This window comes from Pseudoalteromonas sp. SG44-1 (genome assembly GCF_014164315.1).
Classification (GTDB): domain Bacteria; phylum Pseudomonadota; class Gammaproteobacteria; order Enterobacterales; family Alteromonadaceae; genus Pseudoalteromonas; species Pseudoalteromonas rhizosphaerae.
In genome coordinates this window covers 1-21887 of the sequence record NZ_JACJEW010000017.1, presented here as the reverse complement: position 1 = coordinate 21887, position 21887 = coordinate 1, and the positions used below count along the sequence as shown (strand labels likewise).

Below are 21887 nucleotides of genomic sequence, written 5' to 3'. Positions count from 1 at the left end.
ATAAAAAAATACAAGTATTTTAAATCAAAAAGCCCGCTTATTTGCGGGCTTAATAAACAACTATAAATTTAGAAACTAAAACTTACTTTTGCGTAATAACTTCTGCCATCAAAGCCATAAGGCAATGCTCGTAAAGGGTATTTAAATGCCCCATTTGAAATAGCGTTTAATACTTCATCATCGCCTAATTCATCCGGTGTTTCGTCAAATACGTTGTCTGCACCAACAGATAACGCAAACATATCGTTAATTTGATAACTTACATTTAAATCCACTAATACAGCTGATTCTACCGTACTGGTTGCTTTAAATGAGCCATCTGTTGCAAGTTCAATATGGTCATTACCAAAGTACTTCACATCGGTTTCTCCAAAGTAATTAAAGCGGATCATTGAGCTATACGCGTCACGCTCATAATCAAACGTTAGCGTTGCACGTTCGCCCGGCTGCCCATCAGTTAAAAAGCTACTTTGAATATCATCAAGTGCTAGGTTTTCAGGAATACCAGGTGCTGCATTGACACGGTCAATTTTGGTTTCGTTTAAATTACCGGCAAACGTAGCAGAGAAATTACCGTCATATAAATCGGTGCGATATGACGCAATAATATCGACACCTTCTGTTGTTGTATCGACTGAGTTTGAAAAATAAGCAGCTTGGTCAGATCCTGTTGCCTGAAGAGCAGCAACAGCAGTGGGGTTAAATGCAAGATCTTCAGCTTTAATAAAGTTACCCAAAGTAATTCGATCTTTTATTGTTATATGATAAAAGTCTACTGTTAATGACAACTCACTGCTTACATCATAAACAAAACCAAAACTAGTATTTCTGGAGCTTTCTAATTCTAAACTTTCAACACCTAAAGCAACAGGAAGATCTGAACCTGCTTTAGCAATAAATGATTGCTCAAGTTCACCAACATTATTCAAATTAGTGGTAAACGCAGTGTATGCGCTTTGCTGAAGTGATGGCGCTCTAAAACCAGTTGATAACGCGCCACGAACTGCGAAGTCATCGTTAAATTCATAACGCGTAGCTAACTTACCAATTAAATCATCTCCAGCATCAGAGAAGTCTTCATAGCGAAGTGCACCACTGATATTCCAGTCATCAGTGAGCATGGTTTCTGCATCCACATAAAATGCATAACTGTCACGACCTTGTTTGTTTGATGCTTCTGGCCTTAAACCGTTATAAGCTTGAAAACCGCACTCAGCAACAAAATTAGGATTGTTTACTGAAGGGTACAAAGTACTATTATTAGCTAAACCACAAGCGTACGATGCTTCATCACCAGGTACTATCTGGTAATTTTCTTTTCGATATTCGCCACCAAATGACAGATAAATAGGCTCATTGCGACCGATATCAATAATACCATTAATATCTACATTTATTGTGGTTTGATCAAATCTAAAACCACCCGAGTAACCAGCAGTTGGGCCTGCATTTGCTGCTATATCAGCATCACTTGCCGTTGGGTTATTAAATAAATACTCCGCCGCGTAAGAAGCGTTTAATGTATTGCGTGATGTAAAGTCATATTGGTTTTCACCATAAACTGCCGATACATCGTAATTCCAATCTGGATTAATATCACCTTTAAAACCTAGCGCAATAGAAATATCCTGTGCTTCGTTATAAATGCGCGGTAAAAAACCATCACTGTATACTTGAGTAACATTTTTAGATGCTTCGTCAAAGTTACGGTAAAAGCCGTTACCCAGTGCAGTGCGCTCAGAGTAACCACCAAACGAGTAAAGCTCACCGTCGCTCATTGGCAATGCCATATTATAAAATAACGAGGTAAATTCACTTTCCGAATTACCTTGGCCCCAACGAACGTTGTCAGATAACGTACCTGGCTCTACATCAAGCGAACCACCGGTATCGCGCTCTGCACGGTTAGTACCATCGGCATCACGATACTCAAGAGATAAATTAATAAAACCGCCTTCAGTGCCCAAATCAAAACCGCGATTTAAACCCGCTGAAATAGTCTCGCCATCACCTTCAGCTGTTTCACTATATTGTACATAACCAGTTGTTATACCTGTTGAGTTATTCAGTGATAAGTTAATGACCCCAGCAATAGCATCAGAGCCATACTGCGCTGCTGCACCATCACGTAATACTTCAACCCCTTTAAGTGCAGTCAGTGGAATAGCATTCATATCGGTACCCGCAGCACCTGCACCAACTGTTCCATTAAGGCCAAAAATAGATTGATTATGACGGCGCTTACCATTTACTAAAACCAGCGTTTGGTCTGGCTGTAAGCCGCGTAATGTTGCTGGGCGGAATAAATCAGAGCCGTCTGATACTTGAGTACGCGAAAAATTAAACGATGGCGCTGTAGCTTGTAAGCTTTGGCCAAGCTCGGTAAAGCCACCTTTGTTTAAATCATCAGCGTCAATTAAATCAATGGGTGACGAAGATTCAGTTGCTGTGCGGTTAGAAACCCGTGAACCTAAAACGGAAATTTGTTCTATATTTTTTTCTGCTTGAACTGTTGCTTCTTCAGCAATAACTGAAGAGGTGCTAAATGCAAGTCCTACGGCGATAGCCAATGTATTTAAACGAAGTGTTGTCATGTGTGTTGTTCGACCCTGTTGACTCTTCACCTGTTTACTCAATTGCAGTAGTAAACAGGTAAATTAATAAAAGTTATAATTAGTGTGATCAAGCGTCATTTACAAAATTGCGCTTTGGCAAACATCCTAGCAACATACACATATAAAAAGAAACATATTTAACTGCGACAATGGTCGATATATGCAAAAGTTAGCTAAATTTTCTCCTATTTCATGTTTTTGATTGAATTTTAAACAAAAAAAAGCATGATTATTCAAATCATGCTGGTTGTTAAAACTATGTTTTCTAGCCTTCTTCTTCCCACAAAGCCAGTTTTTCATCTTCTAGCATCAATGCCATGGATGCAATGCCAGTAAGACTTTCATCTAATCCGGTATACAGTAGCGCAAAGCCTTCACTAAGTACCGCAGGTTCTGGATGCTCTTTGAGCGAATCTGGCCACATCGCAAAAGTGGCTAGTAAATTAAGCGTCGCTTCAAAGTTATCAATAAATAACTGTCCATCCGCCTGATTCTCAACGACCTGTTTATCGGCACTGAGTAAAAAGTTAAAGTCATGCTGCCATACTTCTTGATTCACCATATAAGCAGCTAAATAGCCTACACACCATTGTTGTAGTTGCTCACTCGGCGCTTTAGCATCTTTACCATGAGGATAAATACTTGCCAGTATATGCTGCTGCGCTACCTGAGCTTCGGTTACATTATCCAGCAGCGTGATCATTGCGTCATGCTCCGCTGAGCTTGTCATTAATTGGGTATAAATAGGGTCATTTTTATCAGCAATATAATTGGCAATTTCTGACTCGCCATAAAATTCCGAGCACGCCAATAACCCACTGATAAAACCAATCACGCTGTCAGAACTCACCACTTTTAGTTCAGGGTGCTGACTTAGATAATCCCTAAGAACCAATTCACTTTTTTCATTAAGCATTATTCACCCTCAAGTTATTATAAAATTCATACCTACACTAACCAACAATTGGCTAATTTAAAAGCAAATTATTACTTAACCTAACTCTGGTTAAATGGTTTTTGCCTGAGTTAAGGTCGCTCACTCAACACTGGAAATATACATCGCACACATGTACCTATATTTACGGTGCTCTCAATTTCAATTTTTCCCTGATGATCATTAACCATAGTGTACACTAATGGCATGCCCATACCGGTCCCCCTGCCAACTGGTTTAGTAGTAAAAAATGGATCAAAAACTTTTGCAAGCACTTGCTCACTCATGCCACAACCATTGTCATTAACACTAATAATTATTTGCTGGTCGTCGCTATCAACTTGCACGTGAATATGTGCTTGTCTATCAATTAATGCTTCGCAACTATGTGAAGCATTAATAAGTATGTTAACCATTATTTGATTGATGGTTGCCAAATCACAATAACTCAGCGGCAATGTCGTTATTGATGTGGTTAACTGACAACCTTTTAATTGATTTTTAAGCAATTTAAGCGCATTTTTCACAGCATCTGTCATATCAGCCAATTGTTTCTTGTTAGTTGTTGGTCGCGCAAAATTAAGCAAATTGCCCACGATTTGATTAATGCGCCTTAAGCCTTCAGCACTATCAGCCACTAGTTGATGAATATCTTGCTGCAGTTCAGCAAATGATTGCTGCTCACTAAGTGATGCTAACTGTTGTTGAAAATTTGTTTCACTAATCCTCTTAGCTAAATATTGCTGGTTTAAATCAAGTAACTCACAAAAGCCATGCATGCTCTGTTGCAAACTTTCTACATTGCTCATTGCATAAGCTAAGGGATTATTAATTTCATGGGCAACCCCAGCACATAAGGTACCTAAAGTGGCCATTTTTTCTGCTTGAATAAATAACTGCTGTTGATACTCAAGATCAGCTACTTTTTTTATTAACTCTTCATTTAGTGCATATAAAACGCGACTTTTATCTTCAATCAGCTGCTCAGCCTTTATACGCGCGGTACGTTCACGAAAATAAGCTTGCTTGTAGTCTTCATCTATCGCATCCATCTTAATTAACCAGCAATTAAAAACGATTATCTTGTCATTAAAATTAGCACAATTGATGCCAATGACACGGTTTAATTAGAAAAACTATAGCAGACAGGCTATGGTTAATAATATTGTTTATCCATAGGTAAAATCGTGAGTCAATCAGCAGACCTACCAACCATGCAAGTATTATGCGTTGACGATGATGAGATTGTGCTACGTTCTTTATCGCGGCTGTTCAAAACGCAGCAACTTACGGTACTTACCAGTGATTCACCTATAGATGCACTAAAATTAATCAAACAGTATGAATTTGATGTAATTATTAGCGATATGCGGATGCCAAAAATGAATGGCGCTGAACTTTTTCAACAAGCGCAAAAATTAGCACCTGATACTCAGCGTATTTTACTTACTGGTTATGCAGATATCGAAATCACCTTAGCAGCTGTTAATCAAGGCAAGATCCATGGCTATATCCAAAAACCATGGCAAAATGACTTATTACTACGTTCCATCACCGACAGTATTGAAAAATATCAACTTAAAAAACAAAACCTGAAACTCCAACAACAAATTAATCGCCATAATGAAGTCCTCAAAGAACTTAATAGCTCTCTTGAACAGCGCGTTGAAAAAAGAACCAAACAAATAAAACAAGTACTTAAAAAACTCGAAATTGCCAACGCCCATGAAAAACACGAACATAGTTCAACAGTTGAGTTGCTCTATAACTTCATTAATGCCAATCCATATTTAGATGGCACCAAAGCGCAGAACATTGCCAATACCTGTACGCAAATAGCAAAACAGTTGCAGCTACCACCAAAAAATATAGAAATGGCGGCAATGGCTGGTTACTTAGCTCAGATAGGGCTGTTAGCAATGGATCCCGCACTTTATGAAAAACCCGTGCATGCGCTTAATGAACAGCAACGCAAAAGTTATTATACGCATCCAAGTACAGCACAATTGATGTTAATGCCTGCGACTCATCTGCATGAAGTATCTGACGCCATTTATCACCAGTACGAACGCTATAACGGAAATGGCCTACCTAAAGGATTAAAAGGTAATGATATTCCTCTTAGTGCAATGATACTCGCGCTTGCACGTGACTATTGGGATGCATTTGAACAAAGTAATTTAAAAGATGAAGAAAAGCACCAACATGCACTCGAAACAGTAAAAATGTACAGCGGTAACTTTTACCATCCTAAATTAGTGCAAGCTTTGGAGGCTTGCCGAGTTAAATGCATTAAGCAGCAAGCAAAAGTAGGCTCGATGAAAATAATAACGGCCAAAGAGCTAGCCATCAATATGGTACTTAGCCATGCACTGCATAGTCACACGGGGATTATGTTGCTGCCAAAGGGGCATATATTTAGTGCTAAATCCATTGAAAAGTTACAGCAACTAGAAGCTAAAAAACCGACTCCATTTAGGATCATGATCAAATCATTGTAAATCAGTGATCCTATTAACCCTTTCATTCGTTACAATAGGCTATTAATATTAATAGCCTATATTCCATAACCGTCTATTTTGCTTTAGGAGCATTGCGTGTCGCGATTTTCAGCCGTTACCGATAACCCTCATGATCAGCGTTTTAATCAAAAAACAGGGATTTTACTGACCAACTTAGGCAGCCCCGATGCCCCAACAGCAAGTGCATTGCGCATTTACTTACGTGAGTTTTTGTCAGATCCTCGTATCGTAGAAATACCGCGTATTGTGTGGATGATCATCCTGCATGGCATCATTTTGCGTATTCGCCCAAAACGCTCAGCTAAACTATATAAAAGTATTTGGACTGAAAATGGCTCGCCACTGACCCATATTACACGCCAGCAAAGCCTTAAATTAAATGCCTTATTAAAACAGCATGGCTATACCAATACCGAAGTGGTTATGGCGATGCGCTACGGTAATCCATCAATCGAAGCCGGCCTTGAAGAGCTTAGAGATAAAGGCTTAACCCGCATTATTGTGTTGCCACTTTACCCACAATATTCAAGCCCAACCACAGGCTCAACATTTGATGCCGTGGCGAATGTATTAAAAAAATGGCGCTGGGTGCCAGAGCTTCACTTTATAAATGGGTATCACAAAAACCCAACCTACCTAGAGTCACTCGCTAACAGCATTAGCGAAGATTTAGAAAAACACGGTATGCCACAAAAATTAGTGTTTTCGTACCACGGTATGCCTAAACAGTTTTTAGATAATGGCGACCCATATCATTGCTTATGTTTACAAACCACTCGCTTAGTGGTCGAAAAGCTCGGACTCGATAAAGATTTAGTTATCAGCACCTTTCAGAGCCGTTTTGGTAAAGCCGAGTGGTTAAAACCTTACACAGATGCAACCCTTGAGAGCTTACCAAACGAAGGGATTAAAGACGTGGCTATTATCAGCCCTGCATTTAGCGCTGATTGCCTTGAAACACTTGAAGAATTAGAAGGTGAAAACCGAGAGATTTTTGAACAAGCTGGCGGTGAAAAATACCGTTATATAGCTGCGCTTAATGATAGAGACGATCATATTAACGCGTTATTTGAGGTGCTTAAACCAAACTTATAAATTAAACTTTAACACTGCCGCGCAGCGCTTTGGTATTACCATGTTTGGTTTTCTTATCCATGCGTCTGCGCTGTGAATTACGTGTTGGCTTTGTAGCACGACGAGCACGTTCGACCTTAGTGGCTGATAAAATAAGCTGTTTTAGTCGCTTTAACGCATCTTCCCTGTTTAGCTCTTGAGTTCGATGACTTTGCGCTTTGAGAACAATCACACCTTCTTTAGTGATACGACTATCATTGAACGCCAACAACCGCTCTTTATAAAACTCTGGTAACTTTGAGCGATTAATATCAAAGCGAAGGTGGATCGCACTGGCCACTTTATTAACATTTTGACCACCCGCTCCTTGTGAACGAATAGCTGACAGCTCGACTTCCCATTCATCGATTGTTACGGTATTTGAAATAATTAACATGTGGTTCAGCTACATCAGGCAAAAATGTAGTATATCATCTGATGTTAACAGACTAAAACCCTCTTTAATTTATAGCGGTTATCTAATTAATAGTCTTTAATGCAACTAACAATTGAATAAAAAGGTGCTCAACATGAAAAAAATAATTTTATCTCTTAGTTTGTTAGCAATGAGTTTTTCAAGCCTTGCGGCAGATATCACAGAAAAAGATTTACAAGGTTATATGAAAGCATTACCCGCGGTTGCTGATTGGTCACAAAATCAAGATTCATTAAAAAGCATGGATTTGGGTAGTATGTTAGGTGGCTCTGAAGGGGGCTCGACGGCAATGGCATTAGGCGCCCTTGGTACAATCAAAGATAATGATTTATACAAAGAGTTTGCAGCCCTTACCAATAAATATGGTTTCACGCCTGAACAACTAATTACTGTGGGTTCTGAAGTCTCGATGGCTTACCTTGAAAACATCAAAGGTAATTTATCGCCAGAAAACAAAGATAAAGTAAATCAGCTAATGGGTGGTTTGCAAAGTATGGGCGGCTCGAAGCATAACAGCGCTAGTTCAATGATGGGCACACTTGGTAACTCAGCTAATGCTGCTAATACAGATGCGCCGGTTGTTAGCGAAAGTAATTTAAAACTAATTAAAGAATATATGCCGCAACTACAAAAACTATTTGCCAGAGTGCAATAGGTTTTTATAAAAAAGCGACCTTAGGGTCGCTTTTTTATAGTTGTAACTCCCCCAGCTGAAACTTATACTGGCTGCAATCATTAGCGACTTTAATTATTGATTTTATGCCATTAAGTACTTTTTCGCCCGCCACAACTGATAACGACCAAAAACAACTGTGTGTATTACTTGCACTGATAATAAGTGGCTCATCGCATGGCTATGAGAACTCTGTCCAGCAGCTCACTAAACGTCTTTATAGTCACATTAAAAATGGCTATTCGTTTTCTCAAGCTGAAGTCGCTAAATACACTAAACAACTCGAATCTAAAGATTTAATTTGGAAGCTCCCCTACGGACCAAACTTTCGTATATCAGTTAGCGCAGTTGCTTATGTAGCTATTAATGCTATAAAACATCAGCCAGTTTTATTGCATGCTTTTTTAACCGAAGCTACAAAAAGCTATTATTACCACGATCAAGCCGTGCACTTTCTGCACCTGCTATTTAATGATCTTGACCGCGCAAAAAGCGGAAAAAAACCGCTCCCTAGTGATTTATCACTTGAGCTTGATAGCGCTTTTGTTAATTTGCTCGCGCAATCACCATACAGCGAGCAACTGTGGCAATGCCTTCCTGAGCAATGGCAACAGCTTTGCTTGGATAACTTTATCCGCGGTCAATTTTTCAACCTCACCAGTGAGCGTGCATGGCCGACTCTGATTGCCAAAGCGCTCCCAACAACAGAGCTGAGAAAACGCATTTATCTGAATGAGAATTTAGCCATATTATTACAAGAAGATAATTTTGCTGAATTGTTAGATGATAAAAGAGACCGTGTTTTAGCCACTTTTTATGAAGCAAATACCAATGCCATCAAGGGTGAGTTTATTGATATTGCTTTGATACAGTATAAAAGCGCTTTAACAGCGTTTAGAAAAAACTTTGGCAAAGGCATCTATCCGACCGAGATCACCGGATTACTTTACACTATATGCCTATTTATCAGTGCAACCGCTGCAGATATTAAACAACTAAATACCTGTCGAAAATGGTATCAAAAAAATCTTGGGGAATTAAGCCACCCAAGCCAAGCGATTGATTATTTGCTGGAAGAGGATTTAGCTAACTATCAAAACCATCGTTTAAGCAACAGCTTAAGTCATCTACTTGGTAACCCGAATGCATTAGCGCCATTATTTTGCTTATTACTGGCAATTATTAAAAACGCCACAGACGAACAGGTAAATCATCTAAGGGGTGATACTGAACTGTTAGAACAGCTCAATAGCGCAATTAGTGCGCATCAACACTGGTTAGCTGAGCAATGCCAGCACTTAGTTAATTGGCTTAGCGATGACACACCATTACCCAATACTGGTTTATTACAGCACTTTACCCGCGTCCCACAATGGCAGCGTTGGCTTAATGATATTAGCCAAATTGATACGCCCACTGCGCAGCAACGAATTGTATGGCAACTGGATTTAACCCATCTAGATTTACCGCTCATACAAGCCAAAGTACAGCAACTCAATGCCAAAGGCGAATGGACCAAAGGTCGTAAAGTAAACGCCCAAGAACTTGCTTATAACCAGTATCAAGATGCATTAACCAGCGCCGATCATAACTTAGTACAAGTGCTCAACAACCATGCCGGATTTGGTTATCACGAAATACATGCAACGGCCGCGGTATTACAAGCACTAATAGGGTTTAAAGGGCTTGAAGATCACAATGGACAGCCACTTACGCTGATCAAAGGCGAGTTTGTCATTGAAATTGCACAAGACAGCAATGATTGCTATCGCCTGGTAATGCAACCGAGTATCAGCGATCCGGACTGTGACTTTTTACTTATCCACAGTCACGCAAATTGTTACCAAGTATTCGCCATTGATGACAAACAGCTCAAATTACTGCAACTATTTGAGCAACAACCCAATAATTTAACCGAAGAAAAACTGCCACAACTAAATGCCGCATTACAAGTACTGGCTAACGAGCATCATATTAGCAGCCAGCGTACCGAGTTTGCTCATATCAACAACGTACGCCAAGGCTTGTGTGAATTTGCCGCAGTGATCGCTCTTACCCAATTAGGTATCAACATTAACTTTTATGCCATGCCAAATGGCGTAGATGGCCCTTGGGTTGAGCCCGGCATTGGTGCTTTGACACTGGCACATACTGATGATGATCAAACCGACAGCATTGTTATTAAACGTGATTTAAAAGCAGAGCAAAAAGCGTTTAGAAAATTACTGAAAAGTATGGCCGGATTATTTGCTGATCGGCAATCACCGCAACATAATCAAATTCAACAGCAGTTTTATTTACCTGAAGATATTAGCCAAGCAATTGAGTTACTTGAAGCTGCGCAAAAAGCACAGTCTCTGGTATTAAGTTGGGACGAAACGAGCCAAGGCATGAGAGTTGCCAAAAGCCAGCACCTTTCTCTTAACTTAAATGATGATAACGATTGGTTAAGCGTCAGTGGTAAAATCTCACTCCCTAGCGGCCAAATATACGAATTACAAACCCTGCTTAAAGCCCCGCGCCGTGGCAGCATTTTAGAGTTTTCGGAAGGCAATTCATTATTATTGGATCAGCGTTTAACTAACTTATTAAATCGCTTAGAAGGGATGCAAAATATTGATAAGCACAACCCAAGTGATGAACTACGGATTGCCAACGCGCGTGCATTGCCTTTACACCAAAGCATTGCCGACTTAGGTGATGTCACATTTGGTGACAGCTGGAAAACGCGTTTAGCTAAATTTGAGCAAACTATCGACCCTACCTTACCTGCACATTTAGTCCATATTTTACGAGACTATCAAGTAGTCGGGGTTAAATGGCTAATGCAACTGGCCAACTGGGGACTCAATGCTTGTTTAGCCGATGACATGGGGCTGGGTAAAACCTTACAAACCTTAACCGTGTTACAAATGCGCAGTAGTTTAGGTGCCAGTGTAGTGGTTGCGCCAAAATCTGTGTGTCATAACTGGCAAGTCGAAACCGAGCGATTCGCGCCGGCTTTGCATGTAAAAATCATTGAAAACGCCACTGCATGCGCTGATATTCTGGCAACGGCTGGTAAACACGATTTAGTGATCGTCAGTTATGGTTTACTGCCACTAATTGGTGAACAACTGGCGCAATTTTCTTTTGCTAATATTGTCTTTGACGAAGCACAGGCAATTAAAAACCCCTTGAGCTTAAGGGCGAAAGCCGCGTTTGCACTCAATGGTCAATTTAAAATTGCCCTATCAGGCACGCCAATCGAAAACCATTTAGGGGAACTGTGGAGTTTATTCAACTTTTTAATGCCGGGCTTTTTACACACCCTGCCAGTATTTAAAAAGCGCTTTGGTAACGCCGATAAAAACCAACAACAAGCCGATACCCTAAAAACTCTCATTGCACCGTTTATACTTCGCCGTACCAAACAAACGGTATTGACCGAGTTACCAGAAAAAACCGAAATAAACTTAACCTTCGCATTAAGTGAAAAAGAGCAAGCACTGTACGAAGCAACCCGTTTAAACGCACTTGAACAAGCAAATCAGGAAGATAGCCAATACATTACTATCTTGGCGTCATTAACTAAATTACGCCGCGCTTGTATTGCCCCGCAGTTGTTATTAGAAAATAGTAAGTTGCCATCGAGTAAACTCGACACCGCAGAAGCGATTATTGAAGAATTACTAGAAAACAACCACCAAGCGCTGATCTTCAGCCAATTTGTCGATGTATTAAAACTGGTTGAAAAGCGCTTACAAAAACGCGGCATCGATTATTGTTATCTTGACGGCAGCATGAGTACTAACAAACGCAAACAACAAGTTGATAAATTTCAAGCAGGTCATGCACCACTGTTTTTGATCAGCTTAAAAGCAGGCGGCACGGGGCTTAATTTAACGGCGGCTGATTATGTACTGCATCTCGATCCGTGGTGGAATCCCGCGGTTGAACAACAAGCATCAGATCGCGCGCACCGCCTAGGGCAAACACGCCCCGTTACTGTGTACCGACTGATAGCACAAAATACCATTGAAGAAAAAATCCTGCAATTGCACGAACATAAACAGGCACTCGCAGATAAAGTACTCGCCGGCAGTGGTGATGCTGGGCAAATGTCTAAAGATCAACTATTGGCGCTGTTAAGTAACAGCGAAATGTAGCTCAGACCTGTTTATCTTTCGAGATTATTACAGCAGCCCATGTGGTTTTTAGGCAGGTCTATGTAGCGCGGTTATTCTTGGTGTGCCAAAGTAACCGCAAAAGCACTGGCATCTTCTAATGTCGAAAGCATCGCTGGAGTAGGCAAACAGATATCCTGAACAAAATGCAGTACGTGGGGCTGTGGCTCACCAAAAAGAATATCCAGCGCTAAGCGGTCTTTACCATATAAACCACGGTGGATCATATTTGCCGAGAAAATTAATAAATCCCCTGCTTGCATTTCTATCACATGGCCGGTGGCTAAATCATCGCTGGTGTTGTTGTGATCAATCGCCAACCGAGTTGCCAGCTCATCAGGGGTATCCCAACGTCGATGGGTACCTGGTACTAACTCAATACCTGGCTCATCCTCAAGCGCAACCCGACAATGTATCACTTCAGGACCCGATAGCGCAGCTTGCTGCTCCGCCAAGCTTAAATGGTACTGCATATCACGATGCCAATAATTTTCTTGCTCAGGATTAACTGGGTTAAAAAACAACTGGGTATTCATAAAGGCCGCTGATTCAAGTATCGAATCAACTTGAGCCATTAACTTATGGCTGGCAATAAACTTAAATAATACTAAGCGCTGGGCCTCATCTAAATAGGTATTTGCAGTTAAATAGGCACTATTAACCGCCTTGGTTTGATAAAACTGTTGATTATCTGCGATCCATTGCTGATGAAAACAATTGATCACTTCGCGCTCATGCACAAGTTCACGTTTAGTGTAAAAACCTTTTACATGAAAAAAGCCATGCTGCTCAAATTGGGTATTGATCATCAAACTAATCATCCTCACATTGCAAAATTGCTTGAATAGTTTGCGCCAACTGTGGCACCACATCACGCTCAAACCAAGGGTTTTTAGTTAGCCAAATATTATTACGCGGACTCGGGTGTGGCAATGGCAAAACATCTGGCCAATACTCACGCCATGATTTTACTAACTCAGTGAGGGGTAAATGTTTTGTGTGTGGTAAATGGTACGCTTGGGCATATTTACCCAGCACAATGGTTAACTTAATATTGGGCAGTGCCGCTAAAAACTGGGAACGCCATGCAGGTGCGCATTCTTTACGCGGCGCTAAATCGCCTGACTTACCTTTACCTGGGTAACAAAAGCCCATCGGCAAAATAGCAACCTTAGTTGCATCATAAAAATCGCATGGCTTAAGCCCTAACCACTCGCGCAGCCGCTTACCACTGGCATCATCAAATGGAATGCCACTTTGGTGTACTTTAAGCCCCGGCGCTTGCCCTGCAATTAAAATACGCGCACTGGGATTAAATTGCAGCACCGGACGTGCCCCAAGCGCCAGCTCAGGCTCACAGATCACGCATTGACTAACTTGCTTTAACAAGGTGCTAGCCATCATCACTGCTTTGCCCTATTCGCCACAGCACACCACTTGGATCATAAATAACAAAATCAATCATTTGCCACGCTTGCAAGCTTGGCTCAGTAATTTTTATATTATATTTTTGCGCCAACCCTGCACTTGTTAATTTATCATGCCATGCTGTCACATCTGCAACTAATAAGTGCATCATAAAATTTTTAGCGTGCTCTGGATTATAAAAATTTTGCAGTAAAAAACTACAGTCTCCGTGGTAAAAGTACGCCATATCTGGGGTTTCCCACGCGATTTGAAAGCCCATATGCTGATAAAACGCACAACTAAGCGCAAAATCTTTTGCTGGTACAAATGCTTTAATTTCTTCGCAACTCAAATCTGTCATTCAATTCATTTCCTTGAGTTAGTAAAATTATGATCTATTTTTGCGTTCAATTATGTTCTGACCACACTGCAAATTCATTGCCACTGGGCTCGGTAAAATGGAATCGGCAGCCCCCTGGAAAATCAAAAATTGGTTTTATAATACTCCCGCCATATTGCTCTACTTTAGCCTGTGTTTGCGCAATATCCTCGCTATAAAATACTAACAAAGCTGCACCATGTTGCGTTAATGAGCTAAGTGGTGCTTGATAAAAACCGCCATCAAGCCCAGCAGTATCAGCACTAAATGACGTATATTCAGGGCCATAATCAATAAACTGCCAATCAAAAACCGCACTAAAAAATGCCTTAGTGGCGATTAAATCTGCTGCGGCAAATTCAACATAATTAAGTTTTTTGTGTGCTGACATAGTACTCCCTAAAAAATTAATGTAACGGCTTATAGCCTTCCAATCACTAAGCATACAAGCAGTTGAAAAATTTGCGAACTTTTCAATTAAAACAGCAAATGATAAAAGCAGATCATCATTTTACTAAGTAAATATACTGAGTATTATTGCGCTATCACCCGAACAAACAACAAAGAAAATACGAATCACTATCTTTTCTGTATCTAGAATATATAATACCCTCTTTATTCGCCCCCATTTGGGACTTTGAGGGATCATCATGCACGCTCAATCTGTCAAAAACAGCCAAACACTCTCTATAAGATCTAAATTAAGCCAAGCTTATCAAGCCCATGCTTACCGTTTTGCTGTTATCTCACGCTTTTTTGCCGCCATTGTTGGTGGTTATACCTTTACTGCCGTGTTTACCGCGTTACTGAGTATTATTTTACCGCTGAAAAAATCAGATGCTGTACTGCTTAGTATCAGCCTGACTATTTTAGTGTACAGCTGTGTGTTTATTTGGGTGTTTGCAGTTAAGTCACTATCTAAAATATGGATCACTATTTTACTAACTACTTCAGGGTGTGCTCTGATCTTATCATTACTAAAGGGTTGGCTATGAAAGAGAGTTTTTTCCGCTCCATGACCTGGATGCATACTTGGGTTGGATTATTAGTATGCTGGCTACTCTATTTAATATTTTTTGCTGGTACGGTGAGTTTTTTTCGGGACGAAATAACGCTATGGAATCAACCAGCGCTGCACAATGTACAAGCGCCTGAACAGCGTGTAGCGCAACAGCGTAGCCAAATTATCAGTGGTATTAATTACCTACAAAATGCAGGCTCGGAGTCTACGCGTTGGGGAATTTACTTGCCCACAGAGCGAAAACCGCAGCTTAACTATGCTTATGAAAAGCCTCGTCCTGAAGGGAAGCGTTTTGGTGGTTGGCAAGAGCACAATATCAACCCACAAACAGGCGACGAAATAGCACAAACAAGAGACACCAGAGGTGGTAACTTTTTTTACCGACTGCATTTTGACCTACATTATATTGATGTACGCACAGCCCGATGGATTGTCTGCTTTGCGAGCTTATTTATGTTGGTAGCGCTGATATCTGGGGTGGTGATCCACAAACGTATTTTTAAAGATATGTTTAGCTTTCGTGCCAATAAAGGCAGCCGCAGTTGGTTAGATGGCCATAATGTATCGTCTGTATTGGCGTTACCTTTTCATATTATGATCACTTATACAGGCCTAATCACGCTAATATTTATGTTATTCCCCTATCCAGCAATGACCGCATACGAAGATGGTATTCGTGGTTTATTTAACGATGTGTCACCCACTAATGTGCGCACCAAAACTAGCCCAGATAGCGCCCCATTAATAGCCATCGATACTATTTTAGATCAAGTTTATACTAACTGGCCTGATGCTGACTTAACACAAATATCAATTCGTGATCCAAATAAAGCCTCAGCCACAATTACAGTCCGTGCAGACACCGGTAGCCTAGTTCGCGACCAAACACCCACCTTATTATTTAACGGTGTAGATGGCAGCTTAATAGCTAAAACTGCTGCCCAATTAACCAATACAGAAGTGTTCTATGACTCGCTAACAGCCCTACACACAGGCCGTTTAGCTAACCCATTATTACGCTGGTTATACTTTTTATGCGGCGTAGCTGGCTGTGTAATGATAGCAACTGGCTGTATTATGTGGGCTAAGCGTATTCGCGAACGCATGAAAAAAGACCAACCCGCTACAATTGGCTTAAAGTTGGTAGAAGGGTTAAACCTTGCCACATTAATGGGCTTACCACTTGCAACCTGCGCATTTTTTATTGCCAACCGGTTACTGCCTATGACAACCCCTGAGCGCGCTGATAAAGAAATACTTGCATTCTTTGTGACTTGGCTAGCCGTTGCTTTGTTTGCGCTATTTAAACGCGCAAGGCCGCAGTGGATTTTACTCGCGTGGATAAACGGTATCGCCTGTCTCAGCGTGCCTGTTATTAATGCTCTTACCACCAATGGCAATCTAATAAGCTACTTGCTAAACGGCCAATGGGCGTTGTTTAGTTTTGATTTAATGTGCTTAATATTTGCAGCCTTATTTGTAATTCAGGCCAAAAAAATACCAACTCACACTCCGGCTAAAACACCGCAACAACGGGCGCGCCGTTCAGCAAAAACTAAGTTACAGGAGCAACCATAATGCATGAATTACTGCAATTGAGCCTATGTTTACTGGCATTTAATTGTTTTGCTTTGGCTAAATTTAATCATTACCGTGATGTATTTAAAACCCGCCCTAGCGACAAACTCAGTAAACAGTTTTTGATCGCTGCTTGGATCAGTATTTTACTAAGCTTAGTACTGAGTGTTGTACAACATAACGGCTACGGCGCTTTACTATTTTGTGGTTACATGGCGCTAAGTGTCTTAATATTAATGATTTTTTATAGCTTCAAAGCATCTTGGGTAAAAATAATGACTGCTTTAAATATCACCGTTGTAATGCTCAGTGGGCTGTTTTTAACTGTTTTTTAAGCTTAGTTAGTAAAAATATGATCTGAGCAAAAAAAAAAAGGCAAACTAACTTAGTTTGCCTATATCCAAATGATTTGGTTATAAATAGTAGGGGGATACTCATGTTACAAATAGCTTGATTGAAGCTATTGCCAATCAATCTATGTGGAACATAATATCCCTCTAATGTGTCATATTTATTACCTAGTAATTACTTTTTAATATAAAAAAATAAAACCTATTACTGTGTAGTCGTAGCAAAGTCAAAGTTACACAAGCCGCCCTACATAGCTATTCTCTATCACTGTAAAGGGGATTTACAGTCATGGTGTACTGTTCTGTTTAACCATAATCAGGTTGTCAGTATCAAAGCCTTTTTGCTGCGCAAGCACTTTAAAGTCAGCTAAGCGTTGCTCACTCACAGTGGGGGTACGCGATAATAGCCACAAATAATCGTTATTGTAGCCAGATACGTACGCATATTGGTAATTTTGTTGGTCTAACTTAAATACAATATAAGAGCTGTAAAAAGGACCAAAAAACGATACTTTTAAATGACCAACATCATTGCTATCAACAAATTTCGCAGTACCTTGAGCCTCACTCCATTTGTTTTCCTCGCTATTAAAACCACGGTTTAGCACAGTTACAGAGCCATCATCGTTAATTGTATAATCCGCTGTTATATTATCTAAACCCCGCTCAAAAGAGTGATCTAATCGGGCTATTTCATACCACTTACCTTGGTACTGTTCGATGGAAAAAGGACTCACTGGTGCAACCTTATCGGGCATGCCAGTACAGCCAAGCAGTAAACTACTGACAAACAGAGTAAGAGTGATAAATAATTGATTTTTCATCGTTGATTCCTTGATAGTTAATTAGGCCACCAACGCAGTAAAGCATAAAAAGTTCACTTAATACTAGTTGTTCTAAAAGCCTTAGGTTAGGATCATTTTTTTACTAACTATTAGAAGTTAACAATGAAGATATGGGTTGATGCTGACGCCTGTCCAGTGGTGATCAAAGAAATTTTGTTTCGTGCCGCAGAGCGTACGCAAACTGAAACAATTTTAGTCGCTAATCATGCAATGCGTATTCCGCCTTCAAAATACATTAGCCGGTTGCAGGTCTCATCAGGGTTTGATGTGGCTGATGACGAAATCGTCAAACGTATTGCAGCCAATGATTTAGTGATCACCGGTGATATTCCGCTAGCATCAGAAGTAATCGATAATGGCGGCCAAGCGCTAAATCCTCGCGGCGAACTGTATACCAGTGAAAATATTCGCTCGTTACTAAATGTGCGCGATTTTATGGATACTATGCGTTCAAGTGGCGTTGAAATGAACGGCGGACCGCCACCGCTTAGCCAAAGTGATCGTCAAAACTTTGCTAATAATCTAGATCGCATTCTAGCTAAAAATAAATGAGTAAGGCTGCAAGTAATATAGGCTTTGGTGACCCAGCTTTTACAGTCGCTGTGTATATAGCGAATGTACCACCGATGCCACAGTACACCAACCTAAGTACAGTGACGCCATGTGCGGATGGACAAATTGCCAGCATCAACCAAGCCTGTGGTAATGGCTGGCGTAAAGTATTTAATGTATATGCTAAAGTGCTATTTTCACTGCCTAGCGAGCATTACCACTTCGCCAAACTCGCCCCGACTTGGCAACACTATCGTGATGAACAACTGCTACAGCCTAATAGTCAAACAGCCTTACTTTTTAGCCCTCCGGTTTTAAACAACAATAATACCTTGCATATTATTGCCGGACGCACCTATGCTAAAGCATTGCTTCAGCAAGGGCACCTAAAGTGTCAATTACAGTGGTTAGATGAAGAATTTGCTATCGATAAAGTAAACAAGTTGATTGTGTGCCCATACTTTGATTACCGCCAACTAAGCAATATAAAAATAGCGCGACTTAGTCAGCTCGTTGCCCAGTGTTTTGTGGCAGAGTAAGACTTTGTTAACTAACCTTAAGGTAATTTGCATATAATGGACAATTTAACTTTATGAAAATCCTCGTCGTTGACGATATGCCTTTGATGCGCCATGTATTAATAAATATGTTAAGAAAACTAAATTATCACGATATTGTTGAAGCGACTGATGGAATACAAGCATTAAGTTTATTACAAAACCAAGGCTATGATTTAGTTATCACCGACTTGCATATGCCAAAAATGGATGGCAAAACTTTACTCAATCGTATTCGTGATGACCAAGAGTTAGCCGAAATCCCGGTATTAATGATCACCTGCGAAGACAGCTCCACAGCAATCAAAGAAATTATCGCCGCGAAAGTGTCAGGCTTTATTGTAAAACCTTTTAATTTAAATGTGTTAGATAGCCAGTTAAAGAAAGTTATGAAGTTAGAAAGTTAGAAAGTTAGTCAATCTCAACGCAATGTTACTTTAAACATTGTTTAAGTGCGTCATCATCTTGCTGAAATCTAGATAATAACCAAGCTTGAAAAGCGATTACCTTTGGCCAATTAAAATGCTCCTTAGGGCCCACTAAATAATATTTATAGTGGCAGTTATATTCAAAATTAGGGTAAACTTCTAACTGCCCTAATTTGATATGGGACTCAATTAAACGTCGCCTCACACCACAACCAGATAGGTTTCACTCATCAGATAACTCATATAACCCCAGCATAACTTTATGAACTAATTCGCTTTTACATGATCGCTACTGTAGTATCATAAATGAGGAATTTATAACCAATGCAGATTTTTTTACCATGATCATAAATGCTAAATTACACAATGCGAACAGCTAAACGATTACGCAACATATGCAACGCCAGTCTGTTACTACTGTTGTGTGTAAGTAACGCCAGTAAAGCAGTACCAACAGCGCAAAGTATTGACTCAACGACAATTCAACTTAGCGCAGGTGAATGGCCGCCTTTTCTCAGTGAATCGCTGCCCTACCAAGGTGTAGTAGCGCATTTAATTCGCGATATATTTGCGGAAGCAGGCATTACCGTTAACTTTACATTTTTACCTTGGTCACGTGCATATCACGATACCGAAAATAACAAATATGCCGCTACTGCGGTATGGATGTTCAGTGACGAAAGAGCAACTGCTTACTTATATAGCGAACCGGTACTCAGTGAACGATTTGTGTTTTTTTATCAAAAGCAGCGCCATTTTGATTGGCAAAATATTGCAGATTTAAAAGGCCTATTACTCGGTGGTGGGCTTGGCTATAGTTATGGCCCAGAGTTTGATAAAGCCCTTGCCGAAGGCTCTTTTGAAATGTCGCGGGTAGGTAATACCGAGCAAAACTTTCGCCGTTTAGCACTAGGGCGTATCGACGCCTTTGCTGAAGAGCAAAGTGTTGGCTACTTTACCCTCAAACACCAACTGCCCGATCTTGTTAATGTTATTAGCCACCACCCCAAACCCCTGTTAATTAATAAAAGCTTCTTACTATTTCCAAAAAATAACAGCGAAAGTGAAAAACTGCTCAACACCTTTAATCAGTACTTATCACAGTTTAAGCACAACGGCCGTTACCAATCTTACTTTAAAGGTTTAGAGCAAGGTGATTATCAGCCCCAAGCCAAACTACAGTAACGAGTTAACCCGTAGTTCATACTTTACGTGACAATAAGCCTAACCTAACCCGGCGTTTACTTAGAGCGACTTGTTTGCACTTAATCTTTAAACCAGCGGTAAGCGCCAAAAACTCCCATAAAGGCAAGGCAACCAACAGCCACTAATTGCCAAACTTTGTAGTTATAGCCTTCATTTTTCAAAGCAACTGTATTCAAACGGGTATCAGCTTTTGACACTGGGGTTAGCGTCATCGAATGTGTAATTGTGGCTATTGCAGTAGCGTTTTGTTGAGATAAAACAACCGTTGGCTGTTTAACATTCACGCTTGCTTTGCTTGGTGCTTGCCACTGGGCTTCAAATTTTGCACGCTGCTCAGCTCGATTTTCACTGCACCAAACAAAGTCAGTTTGTTGCATTTCTTTAGCACGGCAGCGCTCAGGATATTGGTAAAAGCTACTCCACGCGAGTCGCTTGCTATCACTGTCGTATGTTTTACTATAGACCGTTGAGTCATGAACTTTTTTAGTTAATAAATCATTCGCAGATGAGCGAGTATAAGTTCGTGAACCTGAACTGTGGCTCCTCCAATTAGTTGGGCTTATGCAGTGACGACCTAATATTTCAAACAACTCAGTTGAGCGCCTGCGTAAACGCTCACCTTCAGCTGCCTTATACCCTACCCTCATTCTATCCTGAACTTTTTCTCGCTCGGCTTTAATAGCATCACACCGTGATTGCGAATACTGCTCTGCGGCCAATGTGCTATTGCTTGAAATCACGCAGATAGCCAATAAAATCCTTTTAATCATATATACATCACTGTCGTTAAATTAGGGATAGCGTAGCATTTTTTACGCTAGCAGCAAGACTTTCAGTTTAAAATATCAGCCTCTCGCTTTATTCGCCTCATTAGATGAGTTTTCAAGTTGCGACGGCCCCGTAACAGTGATTTTATATTGCGTCTAAACTCATAGAGTATAGCTCTCAACCTCCGCAATTATTCTTGTTGCTTGAGCCTGTTGCATATTCTCACCAGCTTTGATCACCCAATGGCATTAACTTTGATCGCTTATTCTCATTAAGCTTTGATCACGAAAATTACGCGATAATGATCACTTTTGTGTTCTTAATGATTTTGCCGATC

General features: G+C 40.4%; 21 protein-coding genes. 11 read left to right on the top strand and 10 right to left on the bottom strand.

What is annotated here, in order from left to right; genetic code table 11:
- Positions 1-68: 68 nt before the first annotated feature.
- The 3 genes from H5187_RS09955 to H5187_RS09945 all read right to left on the bottom strand — a co-directional run bounded on the left by H5187_RS09955 (position 69) and on the right by H5187_RS09945 (position 4601).
- Entirely contained in the window at positions 69-2594 is a 2526-nt protein-coding gene (locus tag H5187_RS09955; protein ID WP_182797815.1) for a TonB-dependent siderophore receptor, read from the bottom strand.
- Positions 2595-2880: 286 nt separating this feature from the next.
- A complete protein-coding gene (locus tag H5187_RS09950; RefSeq protein WP_182718236.1) occupies positions 2881-3531 on the bottom strand; it encodes a hypothetical protein in 651 nt (216 codons plus the stop codon).
- Positions 3532-3641: 110 nt separating this feature from the next.
- Positions 3642-4601 carry a sensor histidine kinase gene (locus tag H5187_RS09945; RefSeq protein WP_182718235.1) on the bottom strand — a complete coding sequence of 320 codons (960 nt, stop codon included), beginning with the start codon at positions 4599-4601 and terminating at the stop codon, positions 3642-3644.
- 162 nt (positions 4602-4763) lie between these two features.
- Between H5187_RS09945 and H5187_RS09940 the strand changes: the two genes are divergently transcribed.
- Both H5187_RS09940 and hemH read left to right on the top strand, forming a co-directional pair.
- Positions 4764-6050, top strand: a complete 1287-nt coding sequence (locus H5187_RS09940) for an HD domain-containing phosphohydrolase (protein WP_182740004.1) — start codon at positions 4764-4766, stop codon at positions 6048-6050.
- A gap of 96 nt (positions 6051-6146) precedes the next feature.
- Positions 6147-7166 (top strand): ferrochelatase, encoded by a 1020-nt coding sequence (hemH, locus tag H5187_RS09935; RefSeq protein WP_149981962.1) that lies wholly within the window; start codon positions 6147-6149, stop codon positions 7164-7166.
- Between the two features lies 1 nt (position 7167).
- Here the strand turns inward: hemH and arfB are convergent, their stop codons facing one another.
- Complete coding sequence (arfB, locus tag H5187_RS09930) at positions 7168-7581, bottom strand: alternative ribosome rescue aminoacyl-tRNA hydrolase ArfB (protein WP_145239847.1); 414 nt, start codon at positions 7579-7581, stop codon at positions 7168-7170.
- A gap of 133 nt (positions 7582-7714) precedes the next feature.
- Here arfB and H5187_RS09925 point away from each other — a divergent pair, with 133 nt between their 5' ends.
- Together H5187_RS09925 and H5187_RS09920 are read left to right on the top strand one after the other, a co-directional pair.
- A complete protein-coding gene (locus H5187_RS09925) occupies positions 7715-8275 on the top strand; it encodes a short-chain dehydrogenase (RefSeq protein ID WP_182794386.1) in 561 nt (186 codons plus the stop codon).
- Positions 8276-8379: 104 nt separating this feature from the next.
- The gene (locus tag H5187_RS09920; RefSeq protein ID WP_182794387.1) at positions 8380-12441 is read left to right on the top strand and encodes a DEAD/DEAH box helicase; all 4062 of its coding nucleotides are present in this window, start codon (positions 8380-8382) and stop codon (positions 12439-12441) included.
- Positions 12442-12512: 71 nt separating this feature from the next.
- Here the strand turns inward: H5187_RS09920 and H5187_RS09915 are convergent, their stop codons facing one another.
- The 4 genes from H5187_RS09915 to H5187_RS09900 are packed head-to-tail and all read right to left on the bottom strand — an operon-like array spanning position 12513 to position 14636.
- Entirely contained in the window at positions 12513-13268 is a 756-nt protein-coding gene (locus tag H5187_RS09915; protein WP_182797814.1) for a phytanoyl-CoA dioxygenase family protein, read from the bottom strand.
- Between the two features lie 4 nt (positions 13269-13272).
- The gene (locus tag H5187_RS09910; protein ID WP_182718232.1) at positions 13273-13863 is read right to left on the bottom strand and encodes a uracil-DNA glycosylase family protein; all 591 of its coding nucleotides are present in this window, start codon (positions 13861-13863) and stop codon (positions 13273-13275) included.
- The gene (locus tag H5187_RS09905) at positions 13853-14227 is read right to left on the bottom strand and encodes a VOC family protein (RefSeq protein WP_182718231.1); all 375 of its coding nucleotides are present in this window, start codon (positions 14225-14227) and stop codon (positions 13853-13855) included. The genes H5187_RS09910 and H5187_RS09905 overlap by 11 nt, the downstream gene beginning before the upstream one ends.
- 46 nt (positions 14228-14273) lie before the next feature.
- A complete protein-coding gene (locus H5187_RS09900; RefSeq protein ID WP_182718230.1) occupies positions 14274-14636 on the bottom strand; it encodes a VOC family protein in 363 nt (120 codons plus the stop codon).
- A 259-nt stretch (positions 14637-14895) separates the two neighbouring features.
- Between H5187_RS09900 and H5187_RS09895 the strand changes: the two genes are divergently transcribed.
- The 3 genes from H5187_RS09895 to H5187_RS09885 are packed head-to-tail and all read left to right on the top strand — an operon-like array spanning position 14896 to position 17179.
- Complete coding sequence (locus H5187_RS09895) at positions 14896-15240, top strand: hypothetical protein (RefSeq protein ID WP_182739995.1); 345 nt, start codon at positions 14896-14898, stop codon at positions 15238-15240.
- The gene (locus H5187_RS09890; protein WP_182767871.1) at positions 15237-16844 is read left to right on the top strand and encodes a PepSY domain-containing protein; all 1608 of its coding nucleotides are present in this window, start codon (positions 15237-15239) and stop codon (positions 16842-16844) included. Before H5187_RS09895 ends, H5187_RS09890 begins: the two co-directional genes overlap by 4 nt.
- A complete protein-coding gene (locus H5187_RS09885) occupies positions 16844-17179 on the top strand; it encodes a DUF3325 domain-containing protein (RefSeq protein WP_145239865.1) in 336 nt (111 codons plus the stop codon). Before H5187_RS09890 ends, H5187_RS09885 begins: the two co-directional genes overlap by 1 nt.
- Positions 17180-17481: 302 nt before the next feature.
- Here H5187_RS09885 and H5187_RS09880 read toward each other — a convergent pair whose 3' ends face one another.
- Positions 17482-18018 carry a lipocalin family protein gene (locus H5187_RS09880; RefSeq protein ID WP_149981969.1) on the bottom strand — a complete coding sequence of 179 codons (537 nt, stop codon included), beginning with the start codon at positions 18016-18018 and terminating at the stop codon, positions 17482-17484.
- Between the two features lie 123 nt (positions 18019-18141).
- Here H5187_RS09880 and H5187_RS09875 point away from each other — a divergent pair, with 123 nt between their 5' ends.
- From H5187_RS09875 to H5187_RS09860, 4 genes are all read left to right on the top strand, one after another.
- Positions 18142-18591 carry a YaiI/YqxD family protein gene (locus H5187_RS09875; protein WP_145239874.1) on the top strand — a complete coding sequence of 150 codons (450 nt, stop codon included), beginning with the start codon at positions 18142-18144 and terminating at the stop codon, positions 18589-18591.
- The gene (locus H5187_RS09870) at positions 18588-19130 is read left to right on the top strand and encodes a DUF6942 family protein (RefSeq protein ID WP_182797813.1); all 543 of its coding nucleotides are present in this window, start codon (positions 18588-18590) and stop codon (positions 19128-19130) included. The genes H5187_RS09875 and H5187_RS09870 overlap by 4 nt, the downstream gene beginning before the upstream one ends.
- Positions 19131-19183: 53 nt before the next feature.
- Positions 19184-19555 carry a response regulator gene (locus H5187_RS09865; RefSeq protein ID WP_145239878.1) on the top strand — a complete coding sequence of 124 codons (372 nt, stop codon included), beginning with the start codon at positions 19184-19186 and terminating at the stop codon, positions 19553-19555.
- A 372-nt stretch (positions 19556-19927) separates the two neighbouring features.
- A complete protein-coding gene (locus H5187_RS09860) occupies positions 19928-20761 on the top strand; it encodes an ABC transporter substrate-binding protein (protein WP_259398492.1) in 834 nt (277 codons plus the stop codon).
- 80 nt (positions 20762-20841) lie between these two features.
- Here H5187_RS09860 and H5187_RS09855 read toward each other — a convergent pair whose 3' ends face one another.
- Positions 20842-21552 (bottom strand): hypothetical protein, encoded by a 711-nt coding sequence (locus tag H5187_RS09855; protein ID WP_182739998.1) that lies wholly within the window; start codon positions 21550-21552, stop codon positions 20842-20844.
- Positions 21553-21887 lie beyond the last annotated feature (335 nt).

Coding starts and splice junctions, on each gene's coding strand:
- H5187_RS09955 (WP_182797815.1), bottom strand. CDS start 2,594: ATGACAACACTTCGTTTAAATACATTGGCTATCGCCGTAGGACTTGCA.
- H5187_RS09950 (WP_182718236.1), bottom strand. CDS start 3,531: ATGCTTAATGAAAAAAGTGAATTGGTTCTTAGGGATTATCTAAGTCAG.
- H5187_RS09945 (WP_182718235.1), bottom strand. CDS start 4,601: ATGGATGCGATAGATGAAGACTACAAGCAAGCTTATTTTCGTGAACGT.
- H5187_RS09940 (WP_182740004.1), top strand. CDS start 4,764: ATGCAAGTATTATGCGTTGACGATGATGAGATTGTGCTACGTTCTTTA.
- arfB (WP_145239847.1), bottom strand. CDS start 7,581: ATGTTAATTATTTCAAATACCGTAACAATCGATGAATGGGAAGTCGAG.
- H5187_RS09925 (WP_182794386.1), top strand. CDS start 7,715: ATGAAAAAAATAATTTTATCTCTTAGTTTGTTAGCAATGAGTTTTTCA.
- H5187_RS09920 (WP_182794387.1), top strand. CDS start 8,380: ATGCCATTAAGTACTTTTTCGCCCGCCACAACTGATAACGACCAAAAA.
- H5187_RS09915 (WP_182797814.1), bottom strand. CDS start 13,268: ATGATCAATACCCAATTTGAGCAGCATGGCTTTTTTCATGTAAAAGGT.
- H5187_RS09910 (WP_182718232.1), bottom strand. CDS start 13,863: ATGATGGCTAGCACCTTGTTAAAGCAAGTTAGTCAATGCGTGATCTGT.
- H5187_RS09905 (WP_182718231.1), bottom strand. CDS start 14,227: ATGACAGATTTGAGTTGCGAAGAAATTAAAGCATTTGTACCAGCAAAA.
- H5187_RS09900 (WP_182718230.1), bottom strand. CDS start 14,636: ATGTCAGCACACAAAAAACTTAATTATGTTGAATTTGCCGCAGCAGAT.
- H5187_RS09895 (WP_182739995.1), top strand. CDS start 14,896: ATGCACGCTCAATCTGTCAAAAACAGCCAAACACTCTCTATAAGATCT.
- H5187_RS09890 (WP_182767871.1), top strand. CDS start 15,237: ATGAAAGAGAGTTTTTTCCGCTCCATGACCTGGATGCATACTTGGGTT.
- H5187_RS09885 (WP_145239865.1), top strand. CDS start 16,844: ATGCATGAATTACTGCAATTGAGCCTATGTTTACTGGCATTTAATTGT.
- H5187_RS09880 (WP_149981969.1), bottom strand. CDS start 18,018: ATGAAAAATCAATTATTTATCACTCTTACTCTGTTTGTCAGTAGTTTA.
- H5187_RS09875 (WP_145239874.1), top strand. CDS start 18,142: ATGAAGATATGGGTTGATGCTGACGCCTGTCCAGTGGTGATCAAAGAA.
- H5187_RS09870 (WP_182797813.1), top strand. CDS start 18,588: ATGAGTAAGGCTGCAAGTAATATAGGCTTTGGTGACCCAGCTTTTACA.
- H5187_RS09865 (WP_145239878.1), top strand. CDS start 19,184: ATGAAAATCCTCGTCGTTGACGATATGCCTTTGATGCGCCATGTATTA.
- H5187_RS09860 (WP_259398492.1), top strand. CDS start 19,928: ATGCTAAATTACACAATGCGAACAGCTAAACGATTACGCAACATATGC.
- H5187_RS09855 (WP_182739998.1), bottom strand. CDS start 21,552: ATGATTAAAAGGATTTTATTGGCTATCTGCGTGATTTCAAGCAATAGC.